Source organism: Psychrobacter sp. JB385 (genome assembly GCF_900163785.1).
In the GTDB taxonomy this organism is placed as follows: domain Bacteria; phylum Pseudomonadota; class Gammaproteobacteria; order Pseudomonadales; family Moraxellaceae; genus Psychrobacter.
In genome coordinates, this window is the sequence record NZ_FUKN01000013.1 from 271,829 (window position 1) to 293,322 (window position 21,494).

Annotated in this window: 14 protein-coding genes and 1 pseudogene; 4 read left to right on the forward strand and 11 right to left on the reverse strand. The window is 43.6% G+C overall.

Annotated elements, in window-relative coordinates; all coding sequences use genetic code 11:
- The first annotated feature begins 191 nt into the window (after positions 1–191).
- On the forward strand, positions 192–2,066 hold the full coding sequence (locus tag CZ794_RS08430) for a SurA N-terminal domain-containing protein (RefSeq protein ID WP_087041163.1): 1,875 nt from the start codon (positions 192–194) through the stop codon (positions 2,064–2,066).
- Positions 2,067–2,186: 120 nt separating this feature from the next.
- Here CZ794_RS08430 and purH read toward each other — a convergent pair whose 3' ends face one another.
- The 6 genes from purH to mrcB form a co-directional block, all read right to left on the reverse strand.
- A complete protein-coding gene (gene purH / locus CZ794_RS08435; RefSeq protein WP_087041164.1) occupies positions 2,187–3,767 on the reverse strand; it encodes a bifunctional phosphoribosylaminoimidazolecarboxamide formyltransferase/IMP cyclohydrolase in 1,581 nt (526 codons plus the stop codon).
- Positions 3,768–3,920: 153 nt separating this feature from the next.
- Positions 3,921–4,283 carry a DNA-binding transcriptional regulator Fis gene (fis, locus tag CZ794_RS08440; protein ID WP_087041165.1) on the reverse strand — a complete coding sequence of 121 codons (363 nt, stop codon included), beginning with the start codon at positions 4,281–4,283 and terminating at the stop codon, positions 3,921–3,923.
- Positions 4,284–4,447: 164 nt separating this feature from the next.
- Positions 4,448–5,605 carry a zinc-ribbon and DUF3426 domain-containing protein gene (locus CZ794_RS08445; protein WP_087041166.1) on the reverse strand — a complete coding sequence of 386 codons (1,158 nt, stop codon included), beginning with the start codon at positions 5,603–5,605 and terminating at the stop codon, positions 4,448–4,450.
- A 180-nt stretch (positions 5,606–5,785) separates the two neighbouring features.
- Entirely contained in the window at positions 5,786–6,712 is a 927-nt protein-coding gene (prmA, locus tag CZ794_RS08450) for a 50S ribosomal protein L11 methyltransferase (protein ID WP_087041167.1), read from the reverse strand.
- Positions 6,713–6,832: 120 nt separating this feature from the next.
- Entirely contained in the window at positions 6,833–7,609 is a 777-nt protein-coding gene (locus CZ794_RS08455; RefSeq protein WP_256958927.1) for a tetratricopeptide repeat protein, read from the reverse strand.
- A 93-nt stretch (positions 7,610–7,702) separates the two neighbouring features.
- Entirely contained in the window at positions 7,703–10,177 is a 2,475-nt protein-coding gene (gene mrcB / locus CZ794_RS08460; protein ID WP_087041169.1) for a penicillin-binding protein 1B, read from the reverse strand.
- Positions 10,178–10,587: 410 nt separating this feature from the next.
- On the opposite strand from mrcB, the gene CZ794_RS08465 reads away from it, so the two are divergent.
- Positions 10,588–13,428, forward strand: a complete 2,841-nt coding sequence (locus CZ794_RS08465; RefSeq protein ID WP_087041170.1) for a heavy metal translocating P-type ATPase — start codon at positions 10,588–10,590, stop codon at positions 13,426–13,428.
- 106 nt (positions 13,429–13,534) lie between these two features.
- Here CZ794_RS08465 and CZ794_RS08470 read toward each other — a convergent pair whose 3' ends face one another.
- Positions 13,535–14,257: a Bax inhibitor-1/YccA family protein gene (locus CZ794_RS08470; RefSeq protein ID WP_062844171.1), complete on the reverse strand. Its 723-nt coding sequence runs from the start codon at positions 14,255–14,257 to the stop codon at positions 13,535–13,537.
- A gap of 307 nt (positions 14,258–14,564) precedes the next feature.
- On the opposite strand from CZ794_RS08470, the gene CZ794_RS08475 reads away from it, so the two are divergent.
- Together CZ794_RS08475 and CZ794_RS08480 are read left to right on the forward strand one after the other, a co-directional pair.
- Positions 14,565–15,569 carry an NAD(+) kinase gene (locus CZ794_RS08475; protein ID WP_179207278.1) on the forward strand — a complete coding sequence of 335 codons (1,005 nt, stop codon included), beginning with the start codon at positions 14,565–14,567 and terminating at the stop codon, positions 15,567–15,569.
- A gap of 56 nt (positions 15,570–15,625) precedes the next feature.
- Positions 15,626–15,937: a YeaC family protein gene (locus tag CZ794_RS08480; RefSeq protein ID WP_062844173.1), complete on the forward strand. Its 312-nt coding sequence runs from the start codon at positions 15,626–15,628 to the stop codon at positions 15,935–15,937.
- Positions 15,938–16,011: 74 nt separating this feature from the next.
- Here CZ794_RS08480 and CZ794_RS08485 read toward each other — a convergent pair whose 3' ends face one another.
- The 4 genes and pseudogenes from CZ794_RS08485 to alaS form a co-directional block, all read right to left on the reverse strand.
- Complete coding sequence (locus CZ794_RS08485) at positions 16,012–16,386, reverse strand: HopJ type III effector protein (protein WP_010199421.1); 375 nt, start codon at positions 16,384–16,386, stop codon at positions 16,012–16,014.
- A 191-nt stretch (positions 16,387–16,577) separates the two neighbouring features.
- Positions 16,578–16,745, reverse strand: a pseudogene (gene csrA, locus CZ794_RS08490) (carbon storage regulator CsrA); the annotation flags it as partial.
- A 426-nt stretch (positions 16,746–17,171) separates the two neighbouring features.
- Positions 17,172–18,458: an aspartate kinase gene (locus CZ794_RS08495; protein ID WP_087041172.1), complete on the reverse strand. Its 1,287-nt coding sequence runs from the start codon at positions 18,456–18,458 to the stop codon at positions 17,172–17,174.
- A gap of 303 nt (positions 18,459–18,761) precedes the next feature.
- Positions 18,762–21,434 (reverse strand): alanine--tRNA ligase, encoded by a 2,673-nt coding sequence (gene alaS, locus CZ794_RS08500; RefSeq protein WP_087041173.1) that lies wholly within the window; start codon positions 21,432–21,434, stop codon positions 18,762–18,764.
- Positions 21,435–21,494 lie beyond the last annotated feature (60 nt).

Genomic DNA, 21,494 nt, shown 5'->3' on the forward strand with positions numbered 1-21,494 from the left:
AATCAAAAATCACGTATCATAGGGCGCGCGATAGATGCGTTGTTCAAACAAGGCTGCTTTATAAGGCCTTATTATTTTTTAGTAAATGCATATGTTCTTATTCTTACCATTGCCTGCTTAGATAGCATTGATATTAATAATAATATTACAATGGTTTTTCATCAATATAGGTTAATAAAGCAGAGATAACTATGGATAAATTGCGCGATTTTTTAAAAAGCTGGCCAGGTCGCATTTTATTGATTTTATGCCTATCGCCACTCGCTCTACTGGGTGTCGAAAGCTATTTTGGCGGTGGGGTTGATCCCAATCAGATCGCTCAGGTGGGTGATGCTAGCGTAGGATTGTCAGAGTATCAAACTGCTGTAAATAATCGTCGCACTGAAATCTTAGAGCAAATTGATGATGCCAGTTTATTGAATGAAGATGTGTTGCATGAGCAAGTACTAAAAGGTCTTGTCGATCGTACATTGTTAGAACAGCAAGCTGGTAAGCTTGGCATGACAGTCTCTGACGACACCATCAATCGTCTATTACGCGAAGAAGCGATATTTAAGGATGCAGAGGGTAATTTTTCTAACGATCAATTTGCAAACTTTTTGCGTCAGCGCGGTATGACTAAGAACCAGTTATTTGCAGAATTTCGCAATCAGCTGAGTCTTGATCAGCTTAATGCCAGTATTGTAGGTACAGCAGTGTATCCAATGAAAGCCGTTAGTCAGCTGATTGATTTGCAGCTTGAGTCACGTAATATCTGGCTATATCGTTTCAAATGGCAAGATTATGCCGATCAGGTCAACATAAGCAAAGGCGACATACAAGCCTATTACGATGCCAATAAAGACACACTAAAAAGTGCAGCAATGGTAGATTTGGCTTATTTGCAACTGAGCCCTCAATCTATTCAAGTCAATGAAGTTACTAAAGAAGACTTGCAGCAGCAATACGACGCTTATAAGCAAAGTCAGGCAATCAACGATGAGCGTCAAATCAGTCAAATTTTATTGACAGGTGATGATGCCAAAGCACGAGCAGATAAGATAAAAGCCCGTTTAAATAAAGGTGAGTCTTTTGCAGCACTGGCAAAAGCAGAGTCTGATGACCCATCAGGAGAGACAGGTGGCGATATCGGTCGATTTAACCCAACGGTCTTTGGTAATGACGCACAAGCAGTTGAAAAGGCTTTAGAAGGGTTGAGTGTTGGTGGCGTGACCGCACCAGTTAAGACCAGCTTTGGTTATCAGATATTTACTGTCACAGAAGACAATGGCAGTAAAATACCAACGCTAGAAAGCATGCGTGACGAATTAACTGCAAAAGCAAAAGAATACAAACGCCAAGAGATGTATGCTGATAAAGTAACCGCAATTAATGACTTGGCAGCAGATGGGTTTAGTATTGAAGATATTGCTCAGCAAGAAAACGTAACCCTTAAACGTATTAAAAACTATACTAAAGAAAACAATCAATCAGTACTGTCTCAGCCAGCGGTGATCAAACAGGCCTTTGATGAATTCACCATTCAAGATCAGGCAGTAACAGCGGGTATCGAAGTTGGAAATGGTAATGTCTGGGTACAACCAAGTAACTATCGTCCTACTAAGACACTTGATTTAGCAGCGGCAACCCCAAAAATTACTCAAATATTACGCCAGCAAAAAGCCACAGCATTGGCACTGAAACAAGCCAAAACGTTGGCTGCTAGTATTAAGACGCCAGCTGATATCGGTAAACAACCAGTACGTCTTCAATCATTAGGCAATGTTAACCGTCAGACAACTCGATTGACAGAAAAAGAGCGTGGATTGGCATTCAGTCAGCAAGCTGCTGATAATGGTGTTGTTGCTACTGCTAGTGAAACTGAGACAGGCGCAACGTTACTGGTGGGTGATCGTATCAAAACAGAACAACAGTCACCATTGTCTGAGATGCAAAGAGCGCAAACCGCTACCATCATTCGTGATAATTTGGGACAAGATCAGCTACAAGACTATCTAGATTATCTGCGTTTGGTGTATAAAGTTGAAGTTAATGAAGCCAACATGAAAAACGCACAAGGGCGTTAATCGGTTGATTGATTATTGAGACTGACTACTTGTAAAAATAGAACATAAAAAAGCCACTGTCAAAATACAGTGGCTTTTTTATTATTACTTACGTTTGTTACTATCTGCAACTGTGATTTACTAGTGGCGGAAATGGCGCATACCTGTAAATACCATTGCGATACCATGCTCATTTGCTGCAGCAATGGTCTCATCATCACGCATAGAGCCACCTGGCTGAATAATGGCAGAAATACCAACTTGAGCAGCATTATCAATACCATCGCGGAATGGGAAGAAAGCGTCTGATGCCATGACAGCCCCTTCGGTAGCCAAGCCTGCGTGCTCAGCTTTGATGGCTGCAATACGGGCTGAATTGACGCGACTCATTTGACCTGCACCCACACCAATCGTACGCTGGCCTTTTGCGTAAACAATGGCATTAGATTTGACATACTTTGCTACGTTCCAGCTGAATAGTAGATCGGCAATTTGCGCTTCGGTTGGCTGAACGTCTGTAACGATGGTCAGATCATTGGCAGTAATCAAACCAAGATCTTGCTCTTGCACCAGCAGACCACCATTAACGCGTTTGTAGTCTAGCTGGGTATCACGTTGATCCGGTGCAGGTAGTTCGCCGCATACCAATACGCGCACGTTTTTCTTAGCGGCCGTTGCTTCAAGTACACCGTCTTCAATGCTAGGAGCGATAATCACTTCAACAAACTGGTTGTCGATGATGGCATGAGCAGCTGCTAACGTCAATGGACGGTTAAAGGCAATGATGCCGCCAAAAGAAGACTCAGGGTCTGTGCTAAAAGCCGTGCGATAAGCCGTTACCTGATCAGCATCAACAGCGACACCGCAAGGATTGGCGTGCTTGACGATGACGCAAGCAGGCGCACTAAAAGCTTTTACGCATTCAAGTGCTGCATCAGTATCGGCGATATTGTTATAAGACAGTGCCTTGCCTTGTAATTGCTTAGCGGTCGCAATAGAGGCTTGCTGGCTTTTTAATGGGTTATTTTCTACATAAAAAGCGGCATTCTGGTGGGGGTTTTCACCGTAGCGTAGGTCCTGTACTTTTTCAAGTTGCACATTAAATGTACGCGAAAAATTCTCAGCGCTTTGGTCTTCATTGACACGACTACCTAAGAAGTTGGCAATCATGCCGTCATACTGTGCAGTATGTTCAAAAGCTTTTACGGCTAAATCGTAACGTAGAGCAGCTGTCAGCTCAGTACCATCACCTAATGCAGCAAGTATACGCTCATAGTCAGCTGGATCAGTGACAATGCCAACGTGGGCATGATTTTTTGCCGCTGAACGTACCATAGTAGGACCACCGATATCAATATTTTCGATGGCATCTTTCATGGTTACATCAGCACGAGCAATGGTTTCAGCAAAAGGATATAAATTCACCACAACCAGATCAATACGTTCAATGGCATGATCACTCATGACAGCATCATCTGTACCGCGACGCCCAAGGATGCCGCCATGAATTTTAGGATGCAGGGTCTTAACACGACCATCCATCATCTCAGGAAAGCCTGTGTAGTCTGATACTTCGGTGACAGCAATATTGTTTTCTGTGAGTAATCGATAAGTACCGCCAGTAGAGAGTAAGCCAAAACCTGCTTTAATAAGACCTTCGGCAAACTCAACGATATTAGATTTATCAGAGACCGATAATAGGGCAAGTGGGGTTGTGCTCATAAAAAAACTTCCATAAAAAAAGCCTGACGTAAACGTCTGGCAAGGGGATAACGACAATTATTGTAGACGATATCGCTGAGGATAAAGTCATGAACATTAAATTGCCATGCATAGTGAAGGTTGGTGAAAATAGGGGCGCTCATATAGCCTGTGCTACATTAAGTCGTAAGTTTTAAGTTTTTTGCGTAAAGTACCGCGATTAAGACCAAGAATTTGTGCACATTTGGTCTGATTGCCTCGAGTTTTTTCGAGCACGACAGATAAGAGTGGTTCTTCGATTTGTTTTAAGATCAATTCATACAAATCAGTAGGTATCTCGTCACCTAGCATGGCGAAATACTGTCTTACCACGCGCTCTACATGTACACGTAAAGGCTCTTGTGCATGATTGGTATCACTGTCTAAAGAAGAGCAAAACCCATGCGCCGGATGACGATAGTCGTTCTCATTATAATCGGCAAGATGATCAGAGCTTTTGGCAAAATGATTGGCGTTATGCTGTGCATGAGTTGCCATAAGATAATGTCCTTTAGAGAGAATCAAACCGTGAGAGGGTAGGGTATTATATCAAACTAATTTTGTCTAGCGCTGACAGATTGGCTGTTATCTTCAGTAGGATTATCGAATAAGAACAGTTTTACTCTGTAAGTGACCAGCTGTTTTGCTGTTCAACCACTGAATCAGTACAGAGGATTTATGGTGATCTCGCGGATTTGCGTATTAGTAACAGGGACGGTAAACAAAAGCTGCCTAGCACTATCAGCGGCCAAATAGTTTTGTTTACTCAACAAATACTCTTCTGGTGTCGCGATAAATTCGCCAATTGTATTATTCGCACTATAGATACTGACCTTGAGATTTGGATAAAGCTGGGCCTTCGCACTTTGGTTTTTTAACGTCGCACTCACATCGCTAAAGGTGCCAGCATCATTGACTAGGCTTGAGCGATGATCAACGTCAACGATTGACAAAGCATTCAAATCAGCGCTTGGCAAACTGCAAGCAGCGATAGAACAGATGGTTTGTAAGCGATCAGCATAAACTGGATTTTTGACCAGATTTTCTAAATTGAAAATAACATATTGAGCAAAAAGTAAGAGGGCCAGTACTGAGCATCCAAGCACCCATAATAAGAAGGCAATGGACTGTTTCTCTGATATTGGTAAAAATTTTGTTTGAGATTTTTTAATATGCTTTTGGGGAATGTTATTTTCGTTCTTAAGAGGCACACCCATATTCAGCAATAATTGCGATAAGTCTGTATCGTCTTGTAGCGTATCTTTACGCTTGTTTTGTTCTTTTAGAAGCTCCTCAAGCCATGCGTTATCCGTTTTTTGATCTACGCTTGCATGAATATCATTAGCTGCTACTGAACTGAGCACAGAGGGTGACGTTGATGTATCGTCATTTAATAAAAGTTTTGTCGAGGCGCGACTTTCTTTATTGGTTGCTTTAGAAGTATTGTTTGAAGGTGTGTTAACAGGAGTGGATGAGTGACTTGCTTGAGTCAGCCATGCATCCATACTATCCAGCGAGTCATACTCTACAGCGGTCTCTGAGGTCTCGTCAATATCCATATCATCATAAATCAAATCATCAGATGAAAACGCTTTTACCCGTTGCCTATTCGCAGACGGTATATTGTGCTTGGGTGATTTGGTTTTTGATTGAGTATTAGTCAGAGAGGTGTCATGAGTGACAATAAGGTGTTTGTTGACCAAAAAACTTTTTTGACACTGCTCGCAGTTGACGATGGCATTGACTTTATTTAACTGAGTCTGCTGTACATCAAAGCAAGCTTGGCAATGGGGGCATTGAGTTTTTATGGCAGTGGTCATAGGGTCGAATCCAAAAAAGTATGGTTATCAATACCGCTTAGCCACTTATAAAAACTGCCTATCACGCTCATACTTGCATTCAAATGTACAACACATTGATGAGTTATAGCTAACGATAGAGTGGCATCAAACACATAACATTTGACTACCCTCTATCGTAACAGATGTAATTAAATGTTGCTAGCCTGTAAATGTACCAGATAATCGCTGCCAGTGCTGCTCTTCTTGAGCAGTGAAAGCATGTTTCGGATCAAGGGCAAAATAGGGCTGATAAGCTGCCATGACTTGCTCAGTTTGTGACTCAATCAGTCCTGCCAAAACAATACGGCCTTGTGGTGCGATTAAGGTAGAAAAATATGGTGCTAAACCAATCAGAGGTTTGGCCAAAATATTGGCAACGATTACGTTAACAGGTAAGATATCATGCTCTGAGCAATAATCAGTGAACGCTTCTGGCAGAAATGCTTGTAGACGATCACCCACTTGATTACGCGCTGCATTTTGATTGGTGGCCAGTACAGCTTGCGGGTCGATATCAACGGCAAAGACGCGACGGGCACCTAATAACAAAGCGGCAATGCCCAAAATACCCGAACCACAACCATAATCGATGACAACTTTATCATTTAAATCTTGTTCTGTTAGCCAATCAAGACACAAACGAGTGGTAGCATGATAGCCAGTCCCAAAAGCAAGTCCTGGGTCCATAATAATGTTGGTTGCCTCAGGGTTAGGCGGCGTTATCCAATTTGGCACAATCCACAAGTTATTGGCACATTCGATAGGGTGATAGTTACTCATCCATTCGCGTTCCCAGTCTTTGTCATCAACGGCGCTCAGCCAAATACGTGTGGCTTGTACTTGAGCGGCGATCTCATGACTCAATTGCTCAACTGCTTGGCGACTACCAGTGTCAGTTGTGGCATCGAACAGTCCAGTTAAGATCACATCATCCCATAGTGGTGATTCACCAGGTAATGGTTCAAATAAAGGCTGGTCACCTGCGTCATCTAAAGCGATGGATAGTGCGCCTGCTTCTAGTAGCAGTGCTTCAGCCAAATCGACGTTTGCTTTTTCACATTGTAAATGCAGTTGTTGCCATGCCATAACGATAACCTTGAATAAAAATGGATGTAGATATACTTTAAGTAAAAAAAGAACGTATCAAATTTAAAAATGATAGAGTGATTGCTTATTTGGTGCTTGATGATTCAAAGACTGGCGTTACTAGCGTAAGGCTTGCTTTGCTTCACGCACGACGCGCGAATTACCTTGGGCTTGTCCAGACTGCAAGATAATTTGCCACAAGGCTTGCCTACGACCAGAATCTTGCGAAACCGTAAGCCCACGTCTAGCCATCGCCTCTGCTTTACGAGGTTGGTTCTTTTTCAATGCCACTTGCGCTAGATAAAAGTATACGGCAGATGACTTAGGCGCTAGGCGCTGTGCACGAGTGAAGCTGTTTTCAGCATTGGTCAGGTTGCCAGATTTCAATTGATTGATGCCCGTTTGCATCAAATTGCGAAATGCTGGCAGATCGCTGTTGTTGCTTATCGCCTTCTGTGTCCTTTGCTGTGAGTTTTTTCTTGCTTGTTCGAGTAACTCATTGCGAGAGGGTACTATTGGTTCTGAGATCATGTAATCATCACGAGAAGGGGGGAGGATGATAGTATTAGATGGGATTGATATGGCGCTAGGGGTATTGAAAGTAGGTGTCTCTTGCGTCAAGGGATTTGAGGATTCAGAAGAATCATCAGACTCAATCGCATCGTCACTCTCATCATCGGCTCTCACGATAGGCGCTTGAGTGACAGGTGTAACCGTTACCATGGTAACGGCTTTTGATGTCTGCCCCTGTGAAGGTGAGCTAGCTTGCATAGGTGCACTCTGTGCTGTAGTAGACATGCTTGGTGCAGTCTGACAGGCACTTAAGCTCAACATGGTAATCAGTACACCAACTGACAATGAGGTATTGGTAGCGTGGCACTTTTTGAGTGGTATCATAAGCATCTGCTTAGCTGATGCAGCTTGATTGAGAGATAACATCACATCGAAACCCTTTATAAGTTTTAAAAACAATTTTAGCGTCATCTAATTCTAAAACCACTCAACGGCACGGTCATACCAAGTATCAGCACGACTTTCTGCATCATTACCTTCTTGATTATCAGAGTCAACCGCTTCGCCATTTGGAATCTCCAAACCTTCACGACGACGTTGCTGGTTAATAGCGCTTTCCTGATCTTGTCCTTGCATCTGTTCACGATTACGATCTTGTTGATAAAGGCCGATTGCACAGCTGCTGGCCTCTTCTGGCAAATGCGCAGACATTACTGGTAAGTAGCGCGCATTAGCACAGCGCTCATTTGATAATTTGCCTGAGTTGTTTTCAAGCCATAACCATTCGATACCTTCAGGCTCAGGCAGTGCCACAGGGGTAAGTTTTAAGCGTTTCATATAGTCAACCCAAACTGGTAGAGCACCTGTACCACCGCTCAAACCAATTGGCTTGTTGTCATCACGACCAACCCAAACCACGCTGACATAGTTACCACTATAGCCTGCAAACCAAGCATCGCGGAAATCGTTCGTAGTGCCTGTTTTACCTGCTAGGTTTAGATTGCTACCAAGCGATTGCGCACGTCTAGCAGAACCCGTCGCAACCACTTGTTGTAACGCATAGTTGGTCAAGAAGTTGGTTTCAGGTGGGATACTACGCTGAGTATTTAGACCTGTACGTTGTAAAATGCGACCACGATCATCAATCACAGTACGAATACTATGGATAGGTGTGCGGAAGCCGCCAGTTGCAAACACTTGGTAGACGCCAAGCATATCCATTGGGCTAAGATTGACTGAACCTAATAACGCAGAAGGATAGGGTGGTATTTTTTCTTTAACACCCATGCGCTTTAACTGCTTGGCAAAGGTATCTACACCAAACTCCATACCCAAACGTACGGCACTGTGATTATAGGAGTTAGACAAAGCAGTGGTGAGTGGTACAAAACCATGATCGCGATTGTCATAGTTTTTAGGGTTCCACTTGGTGCCGTCATTCAAATTCACCGTGATTGGTGAGTCATCTATTGAGCTGGCAAGATTATAACGACCGCTTTCAAGCGCTGTCATATAGATAATAGGTTTTAACAACGAGCCCACTTGACGCTTGGCATCGACAGCACGGTTAAAGCCTGTAAACTCACTGCCACTACCAACCACAGACACAAGCTCGCCAGTTTCAGGGTTGGCACTGACTAATGCGCCTTGTAGATTTTTGGTTTTGCTATTGTTGCGACGCAGCTCCCCAAGTTTTCTATCAACGGCCTTGTCTGCTGCTAATTGAGCAATAGGATCAAGAGTACTAATGATAATTAGACCTTCGTTTTTGAGGTCATCAGAGTAGTACACAGTATTTAATTCACGTTTTACGATATCTAAAAAGTCTGGGAATTGACTTTTACCTTCAACAGGCTTATCAACGATGCCAAGTGATTGCTTCACGGCTTTATCATAGTCTTCTTGGCTGATTGAACCGACTGCGAGCATATTGCTCAGGACAATATCACGGCGCGCTTTTGAATCTTTTGGATTGCGACGTGGGTTATAAATACTTGGACCCTTTGCCATTCCGACAAGCATGGCTTGTTGATCCAAACGCAGCTCATTTAGAGGTTTGTCAAAATAAAATTGCGATGCCAAACCAAAACCATTGATCGAACGATTGCCGTTCTGACCCAAGTAAATCTCATTCAAATACGTTTGTAGAATTTCGTCTTTACTATAATGCAGTTCAAGCAGTACAGCCATCAAGGCTTCATTGGCTTTACGTTTTAGGGTACGGTCAGAATTCAGATAGAAGTTTTTAATTAGCTGCTGCGTAATGGTTGAACCACCCTGTCTAGAGCCACCCGAAAAATTATTGAGAACAGCACGTGCAATACCACGTATCGAGACCCCTTTATGCTCATAAAACGCGCGGTCTTCCGTGGCTATCAAGGCGTCGATCAATGGCTGTGGTACTTCATCTAAAGAGACGACCAAGCGATCTTCGTTGCTATCTGGATAAATACCACCAATATTGACAGGTTCCAAACGAATGATGCCACTTTTGGCAGGTAAAGTGCTTTGAATCGACTCGATTTTATTACCAGCAATGGTCATTTTAATGACTTGCTCTTTGTCGATGTCACTTGAGCTATAAGTAAAGCCACGCGTATGGATAAAATAGGTATTGCCTGAGCGGTGATAAGTACCTGTGCGATCATAGGACTTATTGCTTTGGTAATTTAAAAGCTCAAGCCACGTCTTCATCGTATCTCTATCAACATTCGCACCTTGATACAATTCAAGGGGCTGGGAATATACTTTTGCAGGAATGTCCCAGCGCTTACCCTCAAACTTATGGGTAATAGTGCGATCAAGTTTCACTAAGTATAGTGCCAATAGGACCATACCAGCGATGACGATGATTAATAGAAGACTACTAAATACTAAGCCGCGCTGCTGTGAGGGCAGCGTATGATGAGTAGGCTTAGAGGAAGGTAATAGCTTGGGATTGGATTTTTGCACTGATGTCGCACCATTTTTGGATAAAAAACTGCCTCATAATGACGTAAAATGACAAATTTTTCAATCTATCATCGTCAATGCAGTCATTCATTGTAAGTAGACTACAAGCAGTTATGCTACTTGCAGCGACGGCTTATAGTATAATCTGTCTCTAAATACTCAGATTGGTAATAAATCGTCGACCGCGTTTGATTGAATTTAGGAATGATGTATAAGATAGCAATTTACGACTGCTATCACGGTGTATTTTCTATGAATTCGACATTGAGTTTTTATTCTGCGTAAACTAATGGACATCGATACGATTGCAAACTGTGATATTAAATGGTGTTCAGCACTACCAATAATAGCAAGTTTACTAAGAACAAATAGGGTTTGAGAAAACCTATATAGAGGAAGTAAGCGCGATTATGTCTAGTACTCCATCACAAGCGGCATCTAGCAGCCACTCTTATGAAGACAACTCTATTATCGACGGCTTGGTATTACCGCTTGCTGGTCACTGTTTTCATTGTGGTGATCCAGTGCCGCAGCCGCCTTTTCATGCTGAGATATTAGGCCAGTCACGTGAAATGTGCTGTATGGGCTGCCAGTTAGCGTCACAGAGTATTGTGGAAGCGGGTCTTGAACAGTATTATCTGGATCGCTCAGAGATTAATCGCACTGCAAGCCTGCCAACCCAATTGAGCCGTCTTGAAGTTTATGATCATGATGAAATAAAGTCGCAGTTTGTCTATGCTCAAGATGGGCTTTCAGTCGCAGAGCTGTCCGTCAATAACTTACGCTGCGCTGCTTGCACGTGGTTGATCGAATCGCGGCTAGACGAGTTAGATGGTATCCGTCAATGTCAGGTCAACCTGACCAGTCAGCGTATGCGAGTGATTTGGGACGAGCGTAAACTGCCCATCAGTCGTATTTTAGCCGTTATCAATGAAATTGGCTATGAAGCAAAACCGTATCGACAAGATACTCATGAGGCCATGCTGGCACGTCACAATAATCAAATGATACTGCGCTTAGGTATTGCTGCTCTGGGTTCTATGCAAGCCATGATGTATGCCGTTGCGCTGTATTTTGGCGAGTACAGTGACATGTTGGTTTTTCAACGAGACTTTTTGCGTTGGGTATCCTTATTCGTTAGTACGCCTGTTTTCTTCTACGCTGCCATTCCCTTCTTTACCTCTGCATGGTCAGCGATTCGTGCGCGTCAAGTCAATATGGACGTGCCTGTTAGCATTGCTTTAATCATTACTTTTTTTGCAAGTCTTTATGCCACTGTGACAGGTCAAGGGGAAACCTATTATGACTCAGTCAGTATGTTTGTTTTTTTCTTATTAGCAGGGCGTTATATTGAGCATAATGCTCGCCTAAAAGCGGCCACAATGGCAAACGATCTGGTGGTGGTTGAACCGGTACTGGTACAAAAAATTGCTGAAAATAAGGCAGCAGCGCGGCAAATTTTGCAGCAGTTAGAGCAAAATGCGCTCACGCAAGTGAGTATTACTAATAAAAGTGCAGATACCAGCAATCTGGTTGATAACTTGGGCGTGAGCGATGCCAATTTGCAAAGTACTGCCAATGCTATGCCAAATTTTATGCAAAGTATAGATGACAATGTCTATCAAATCACTTCACAGATTGCACAAGATTGGCAGCAAACGCGATATCAATCATTAGTCACGTCACAATCACATACAGATGGTTTAGAAGAAAAACAAATGGTAACTGCCCATAGTTTACAAGTGGGCGATATCATAATGATTGAGGCAGGTTCTGAGATTATTAGTGACGGTATTCTACTCAGCCCAACGGCAACGGTATCACAAAGCTTACTAACGGGTGAGGGCGACTTGATTCTCAAGACCCAAGGTGATTATATCGTTGGTGGCGCGCAAAACGACAGCCAACCCTTTGAGATGTTAGTGACAGCGTTACCAGAAGACAGTCAGATTGGCTTGATTGATCGATTGATGAATCGTGCTATGAGCGAAAAACCAAAGCTTGCGCAGCAGGCCGATAAACTGGCACGTTGGTTTGTTGCTCGGATTTTGATATTGTCTGTTTTGGTCTTTGTGGGTTGGTATATTGTTGAGCCAAGTCAGGCTATTTGGGCCACGGTTGCAGTACTGGTAGCAACCTGTCCTTGTGCGCTCTCTTTAGCGACGCCCATTGCATTGACAGTAGCCACCAATCGTCTTGCCAGCTATGGGTTTTTGACCACGCGTGGCCATACCTTGCAAACGCTTGCTGAGATTACCCACGTCGCGTTTGATAAGACAGGTACGCTGACCTATGGCAAACCCAACTTATTGAATATTGAGTTAATAGATGCCAATCATAAAATAGCGCTTCACTGTGAAGATAAAAATCGCAATCTAATACTGACCGAGCAAAAAGATGCAGTGCTAGCAATCGCTGCTGCGTTAGAAGTAGGGAGTCGTCATCCCATTGCCCATGCCTTGTTGACGGCTGCCTACCAGTTGCATTTGCCAGCAACGCAAGACTTGCAGCATTATCCAGCAGGTGGCGTGGAAGCCATGATCGATGGAGTACTCTATCGTATTGGTCATATAGACTTTGCTCTGAATCGCATAAACAACACTAAAGTCGGTCAAGATTTTAATATTGATTTGGAGATGCATCGAGCCAGCTCAGCAGTGGTGCTGTCTTGTCAAAAAAATCAATCAGGATCTTGGCAAGCGCTCGCGTGTTTTTATTTTAATGACAAAGTGCGCGATAGTGCAAAGGCCATGCTGGATACGCTCAAAGCATCAAATATTGAAGCAGTCATGTTGACAGGTGACCCAAGTCCCCAAGCGCTGGTCATGGCCCGAAACTTAGGCATGCAATATGCCTATAATGGCTTATCGCCCACTGATAAAGTCAATTATATTCAGCAATTACAGGCAAAAGGCGCGGTAGTGCTCATGGTGGGCGATGGCATCAATGATGCGCCCGTATTGGCTGCCGCCGATGTCTCAACCTCAATTGCAGGTGCAGCAGATTTGGCGCAAGTATCGAGTGATAGCATCATTTTAAATGGACAAATCGAAGCTATTACTGCTGCCAAGCGTATCGCTGACAAAGCTGAACGCATCATCAAACAAAATTTCCGCTGGGCGCTTATCTATAATGGCGTCGTATTGATACCAGCAGCACTAGGTTATGTGCCGCCATGGCTCGCGGCCATTGGTATGTCACTAAGCTCATTGTTCGTCGTACTAAATGCGCTGCGTTTAAAGCGCGCTTAGATTGATAATTGTTTGAACTAGCGCATAAAAAAACCGCCTTCATTAAAAGGCGGTTTTTTGTCTGAAATAGCGTTTTGTTTAAAAGACTGGTTTGGCAAGTTTTAGATTAGTCTTGTAGATAGCTAAGCAAACGCATAAACTCAATGTACATCCATACCAGAGTTGCAAGAATACCAATACTAAACAACCACTCGTAGTCTTCAGAAATGCCCATTGCCACGCCACGATCAATGTTGTCAAAGTCTAACAAAAGTGTGAAAGAAGCAATGACAATCACGAACAGACTAAAACCAATGGCAATAGCGCCACCTTCAAACAAAAACGGCAAGGTTGAGCCAAATGCCAAAGAAAGCACCCACTGTGCAACGTAAACGAGCATAATGGCGATAACAGCTGAGGTCACAATTGAACGGAACTTTTCGGTGACTTTAACCAAGCCTGAACGATATAGTCCTAGCATCACTGCTGCAGTGACAAAAGTTGCGCACATTGCAGTGACAGGTACTGTTGGGTACATTCTCATAAAGAATAGTGAGATACCGCCCAAAAAGATACCTTCTAGCAATGCGTACGGCACAGCCAACGTCTTTGCTTTTTGCGGTTTAAAAGTGATCACAAGGGCGAGAACGAATGCAGCAATCATGCTACCAAAGGCTGCCATTGTGATAAAACCCTGCGATAGTCCTGCCATGAGGGCATAAAAGAAAAAGCCCACACCAGTGATAGCAGATAAGCCAAGTAACAGACTGGTCTTTTGAATCACACCCTTGACCGTCATTGGGTTACCGCCGATCGCAAGTTCTGCGCGACTGACAATAGGATTGGCCATACATGTATCCTTAATAATAAATTATATAAATATCAGTTACTTTAGCAAAACCGCCATTATTGTCAACTGTGTTTACGTGACAACGGTCAGGGTTTGAGCATACCTTCACATTAGGCTGTGTGTTGTTAAACTACTTATTGATTGAAAAAATGCTGCACCGCTCAATCTACTTATCTGAAGCGTCAGTAAGGTTGCCCTTATGAACCAGATTACGACAGTTAACAAGGATAATTCATAAACGTGCTAGTCTAAGCGTTCATTTATCGCTATCATTGCCCTGTAATTTACCGTTATACCGAGTCGTTTTATGGAAAACTCAGCGCAGTCAGCCAGATTGCCACACTTACATGAATCAGAGCTATTCCACGCTATTAAAAACCCTGCTTTTAGGCGTATTGGTTTGATGGGGCGTGCGGGTAAGCGTAGCGTTACTCAAAGTTTGGTGCAAATTGCTCAGACCATTAATGAGATGAATCTCACACTGATTATGGATGTGCAAACGGCAAACTTGCCCACATTAAATCTCGCCGAAATTGAAAAAGTTAAAATTGTGAAGCGTGGCCTGATTGGCGAGATTTGTGATCTGGTCATTGTCGTTGGCGGTGATGGGTCAATCTTACATGCTGCTGAAGCGCTGGCACGCTATCGTGTACCAGTATTAGGTGTTAACCGTGGCCGCTTGGGGTTTTTGGCCGATGTCAAACCTGATGAGGCTGCGTTTAAATTACGTCAAGTATTAATGGGTGACTATCAACTCGATCATCGGTTTCTCTTAACCATGGAAATAAGAGAAGGGCGTAAAATTATCCATGAAGACATGGCGCTCAATGACGTGGTCTTGCACGCGGGTAAGTCGGTACATATGATTGATTTTCAGATGAAAATCGACGGTCAGGATGTCTACAGGCAGCACAGTGATGGCTTAATAGCAGCCACACCCACAGGGTCAACGGCTTATGCCTTGTCTGGTGGTGGCCCTATTATTCATCCAAGTATGGATGCCATTTGTTTGGTTCCCATGCATCCGCATACGCTATCTAGTCGACCGATTGTGGTCAGTGGTAATAGTGAAGTGTGTATTCGTATTCATGAGGACAATCGCACTCAACCGATGGTTAGTGCAGATGGCAAGCCAAGTGTACCGCTTGAACAAGAACAGCGTCTTTATATTCGTAAACATCCTGATAAACTTACTTTATTGCACCCGCCTGGATTCGACTTTTATGAAGCTTGCCGGACAAAGCTACACTGGAACGTCCATGCAGAAGAATTCAGTCTCGATGTCGATGATGATATTATGGATGACGAGTAAGTGCATCAGTGATATAAAATACGTTATATAGAAAATAGTGGTGGAGAGTAGGTAAGATGGATAAGCAAACAATATTAGCAAGTTTAACACCAGATTTGGTCGATAAATTCCGTATGGCGATTGAGCTTGGAAAGTGGCCTGATGGTCGTAAGTTGACAGCTGAGCAGCGCGAAACCTGTATGCAAGCAGTGATGATTTGGGAGCATGAACATTTATCACCTGCCGAGCGCACAGGCTTTATTCATAAACCAGTCAAAGACAATGGCGATATCGTTGGCGCAGAATGTGATGTGGAGCATGAACATCATTACCCTAATATGCCCAACCCTAAAGGCGCTGTACAGCCGATTAAATTTCATAACAAATAAATTGAATGATCAATAATAGACTGCCGCAAAAAAGCCACGCTAGTTAGCGTGGCTTTTTTTTGCTTAACAGATAATTAAAGTGCAGTCGTATCAACGCTAGGGCGTACGGTTAAGGGATTTTTTTGCATCAAAAACCCTTGCCAACCCCAATGTAGAAAGTTACGAATATTGGCATGGTCAGTACCGTTAGGAGTGGCCTGAACCTTGGCATAATGCTCGCCAAACAGTTTTAGCGTATCTAGCTGATTTAGACCATGATGCTTGGCAAAACCAAAAATTTTCGCACTACCTTCGTTTTCACCAGCTGCATTATGTACCATGCCATTCACGAATGGCGCAGGTGCATAGCGATAAAAATCATCAATAAAGCTGATGACATCATTGAATCCAATGGCTTTTTTATTCAAACCATTAAGTAGAGCCGATACATCTGATTGGCGAATACTCATAAATAAGTGACCTCAGAGCAGATTAAAAAAGCAAAAACACAGTAATTCTAAAAATATAATACCCAATAATAGTTAGTTACTAGGTAGCTAATTACTAAGCATCACAGATTGCCTTAGCGATTAAAATAGTCTTCATCATCAAATGAAGGCGCAAAACTGCCTTGCTCAAGATGCTGCATCTGCGACTGTACAGAACGCTCATGCTGAATACGTTGGTAAATCTCTTCGCGGTGTACAGCGATATCTTTAGGTGCATTAACACCAATACGAACTTGATTACCTTTGACGCCTAGTACAGTTACACTGACCTCGTCGCCAATCATTAGCGTTTCGCCCACGCGGCGTGTCAAAATTAACATGCGTCACACTCCTTATGTCGCATCAACAAATTATTACTCATTAGATTGATTCTCAATTGCAGGACATCACCGCAGCACTAAATACGCACTATATTATTCATAACTACAATGCTGAACGTTGTGCCAATGGCGGCGATGATAGGTAGATTCATTTAGCCCAAATGAAAGCCCCATTATAGGTGCCATAACAGATACTGTCACGGATTTTCACAAAACTATTAGGGAAATACTCATCTGAGCAATAATAAGAAATAAAAATAGGATCTAAAAAGACCCTATTTTATCTATGTATTATTGTCGGTAACTAATAGCTTCTTAGTGAAAAACTATATAAGTCAAATCTGTATTTTATGAGATTTGACAAATATGGTAGCTCGGCTACTAAAAATAGCGCCATAGAATCAGTATTCGCTTTCTTAACGGATACTATAGGCCAGCGATTTTACTTTCGCCGTCTTCACGATCAAGGCCAAAGGCAGTATGTAGTGATTTGACGGCTTTTTCCAAATGCTGATCTTGAATCAGTACAGACACTTTGATTTCGCTGGTAGATATCATTTGGATATTGATATTGTTTTCAGCCAAAGTCTGGAACATTAGGCTAGCTACCCCTGCGTGTGAACGCATACCAACACCAACTAAAGAGACCTTAACGACTTCGCTATTACCCAAGACCTCTTTGGCACCAATCTCGTCTTTGACTTCATCATTGAGCACCTTCATGGTTTTGTCTAAGTCAGAACGATTGACGGTAAAGGTAAAGTCTGTTGTGCCATTGACCGATAAATTTTGTACGATCATATCGATTTCAATATTGGCGCGGCCAATAGGGCTTAAGATAGCAGAGGCAATACCAGGATGATCAGGTACACCGCGCACTACAATTTTTGCTTCGTCTCGGTTAAATGCGATACCTGAGATGATTGCCTGTTCCATATTGTCTCCTTCGTCTATCGTAATTAGTGTGCCAACATTGTCTTGAAACTCTTGGTCAAAGCTACCGTCGGTATTTTCATCAAAGCTAGAGAGTACACGCAGAGGCACACCATATTTACCAGCGAACTCGACTGAGCGAATCTGAAGAATCTTAGAGCCAAGACTTGCCATTTCGAGCATTTCTTCAAAGGTAATCTTTTCAAGCTTTTTGGCCTTTGAGGTAACACGAGGGTCAGTGGTGTAGACGCCATCGACATCTGTATAAATTTGACACTCATCAGCACCTAAAGCCGCCGCAATAGCAACACCTGTCGTGTCAGAGCCACCGCGACCTAATGTGGTTGCATTGCCTTCTTCATCAATACCTTGAAAGCCCGCCACGATAACGATATTACCTGCGTCCAGCTGTTCACGAATATTTTCATCATCGATGCTTTCGATACGCGCTTTATTATGGGCGTTATCAGTTTTGATGGCGACCTGACGACCAGTAAATGAGCGAGCACCAATACCAAGCTCTTTGATTGCCATGGCAAGTAGTGAGATAGACACTTGCTCACCAGTTGAGACCATTTGGTCATACTCACGAGGGTCAGGCTGATTGCTAATTTGGCGTGCCAGATCGATTAAACGGTTGGTTTCGCCACTCATGGCAGATACCACAACGACCACTTTATGACCATTGTCATGCCAGCGTTTGACTCGTTTGGCGACGTTTTTAATGCGGTCGATACTGCCCATCGAGGTGCCGCCGTATTTTTGTACTATTAACGCCATAAAAACCTACCTATTATTCATTAATGGCCTTTTTATCATCAATGAAAGTCAATATGACCGTCAATCGATGCGTGCATAGATAAAGCCGTATTATAAGAGTTGCGCCCTATGCTTTTTATTTATTCAATAATGTGTGCTTTAGACTCAATGCGTGAACAATGTGTTCAAACGTTGACCTTTATATCATATCTGCGCCATCACGTTAAGTGCCCGTGTGACTTAGATATATGGCGATTGGTTATAATGGTTATAACCAATCACATATCCTGCAAATAATGCAGCAGCCTTATATTCTATTGACATTTAGCCAAGCTGGGTTTCAATCCAAGTAGGTAGGGCATTAATCACCGCAGTACTATTGCCAGACTTCGGTGCACCGCCTTGGGCATAATCAGGTTTACCGCCGCCTTTACCACCAAGCTCACCTGCTAAATGGCGGATGATATCACCTGCTTTTACCTTAGCAGTGACAGATTTTGCGACGCTCGCTGCGAGAGCTAATTGGTCATCTTTATCGCCAATTAATACAATCACACTATCAGGCAGTTTTGATTTGATGTCATCCATCAGCGTACGGATAGATTTGCCATCGATACCGCTTAAGGTGCTGATAAGCACGGGCGTGCCCGCAATCGTTCGTACTTCATCAAGTAGATTGACTGCTTGGGCACTGGCAATTTTTTGTTGCAGACGCTCTAGTTGTTTTTCAAGCTCGCGTTGCTTATCTGCCATTGTACGGACACGTTGGGCAACTTCAGGGCGTTTGACCTTTAGCTGGCTTGCCAACTCACTCAGTTGTTGCTCGCTTTGCTGAATGTTTTTGACCGCATTCATACCCGTGACGGCTTCAATACGGCGAATACCAGCAGCAATACCTGACTCACTGGTGATTTTTAGCATACCGATATCGCCAGTGCGCTCGACATGTAGGCCACCACATAGCTCGATAGAGAAAGGCTTGCGTTGACCATCGACTGTGCTGTCAGTACCCATGGTTAATACACGCACATCACTGCCGTACTTTTCGCCAAATAATGCCATCGCGCCTTGATTCATCGCTTCATCGATAGACATGTGCTCAATGCGGGCAGGGGTGTTGGCTTGGATTTGCTCATTGACCAAGCGTTCGACACGCGTGATTTCAGCAGCACTGACAGGCTTGTCATAAGCAAAGTCAAAACGTAACACATCACTTGAGACCAATGAGCCTTTTTGCGTGACGGCATCACCCAATACTTCTCTTAGCGCTGCATGTAATAGGTGAGTGGCAGAGTGGTTTTTAGCACTGGCTGCACGGATGCTTGAAAGCACGTGGGCATCCGCCGTTTGCTTGGGCTTGATATCACCCATGGTAACCACACCATAATGAATGATGGCTTGACCAGATTTTTTGGTATCTTGTACTTCAAAGACACCTGATTCGGTGCGGATTTCACCAAGCTCACCCACTTGACCACCACCTTCCGCGTAAAATGGCGTACGATCAAGTACCACCACGCCTTCCATACCTTCCGTTAAGCTATCTGCTGGATTGCCGTCTTGATAAAGGGCATCAATCGTCACGCCGTCTTCTTCGAGCTGCTCATAACCGATAAAGGTCGTTGGCGTCTCTACTTGAATGACGCTGCTGTAATCGACATCGAACTTGCCCGCATCACGAGCACGTTCGCGCTGTGCTTGCATATGCTCATCAAACTCCGCTTCATCAATGACAATACCGCGCTCACGCGTGATATCCGCGGTTAAGTCAATAGGGAAGCCATAGGTGTCGTAGAGTTTAAAGGCCGCTTCGCCAGATAGCGTATCGCCATCTTTTAGACCTTCAAGTTCGCTTGCAAGCAAACGTAGACCTTGCGCCAATGTCTTTGCAAACTGCGCTTCTTCTTTTTGAATCGCGTTTTCGATGATGCTTTGTTTTTCTACTAGCTCTGGATAAGCACTGCCCATTTCAGCCACGAGTGGCGCAACCATTTTATAGAAAAACTCACTATCAGCGCCAAGCTTGTTGCCATGACGTACCGCACGGCGAATGATACGGCGCAATACATAGCCACGACCTTCGTTGCTCGGTGTGACGCCATCAGCAATCAAAAAGGCCACAGCACGGATATGGTCAGCGATGACTTTTAGTGAAGACTGTTGCTCATTTTTAATATTTAATATTTCAGCCGCAGCATCCATCAAATGCGTAAACAGATCAATCTCATAGTTACCATGGACGCCTTGCATGATGGCACTAATACGCTCAAGCCCCATGCCGGTATCGACACTTGGCGCAGGTAGCGGCAATAGCGTGCCGTCTTTTTGGCGATTGAACTGCATAAAGACGCAGTTCCAAATCTCGATATAGCGATCGCCATCTTCTTCTGGCGTACCGGGCAAGCCGCCTTTAATCTCAGCGCCATGGTCATAAAACACTTCGGTGCAAGGGCCGCAAGGACCGGTGTCACCCATGGTCCAAAAGTTATCTGAGGCGTATGGTGCCCCTTTGTTATCACCGATACGAATGATGCGCTCACTTGGCAGACCGATGGTTTTGTGCCAAATATCAAAGGCTTCGTCATCAGTCTCATAAATGGTGACATACAGACGATCTTTATCAATCGCGAGCCACTGATCTGAGGTCAAAAACTCCCAGATATACTCGATACCTGCTTGCTTAAAGTAATCGCCAAACGAGAAGTTACCAAGCATCTCAAAAAACGTATGATGACGAGCGGTATAGCCAACATTGTCCAAGTCGTTATGCTTGCCGCCAGCGCGGACACACTTCTGCGAGGTCACAGCACGTGTATAGTCGCGCGGCTCCATGCCCAAAAAGGTTTCTTTAAACTGATTCATGCCGGCATTGGTGAATAACAATGTCGGATCATTATGCGGAATCAAGCTAGACGATGAAACTTGGGTGTGCTGCTTGCTTATAAAAAAATCGATAAAGGCTTGGCGAATATCGGCTGAGCGAAATGGCTGGCTCACAGCGGCTCCTTACTGACGGATAGAATTGAGTAAATGACATAAAATAATTTTGCAAGCGAT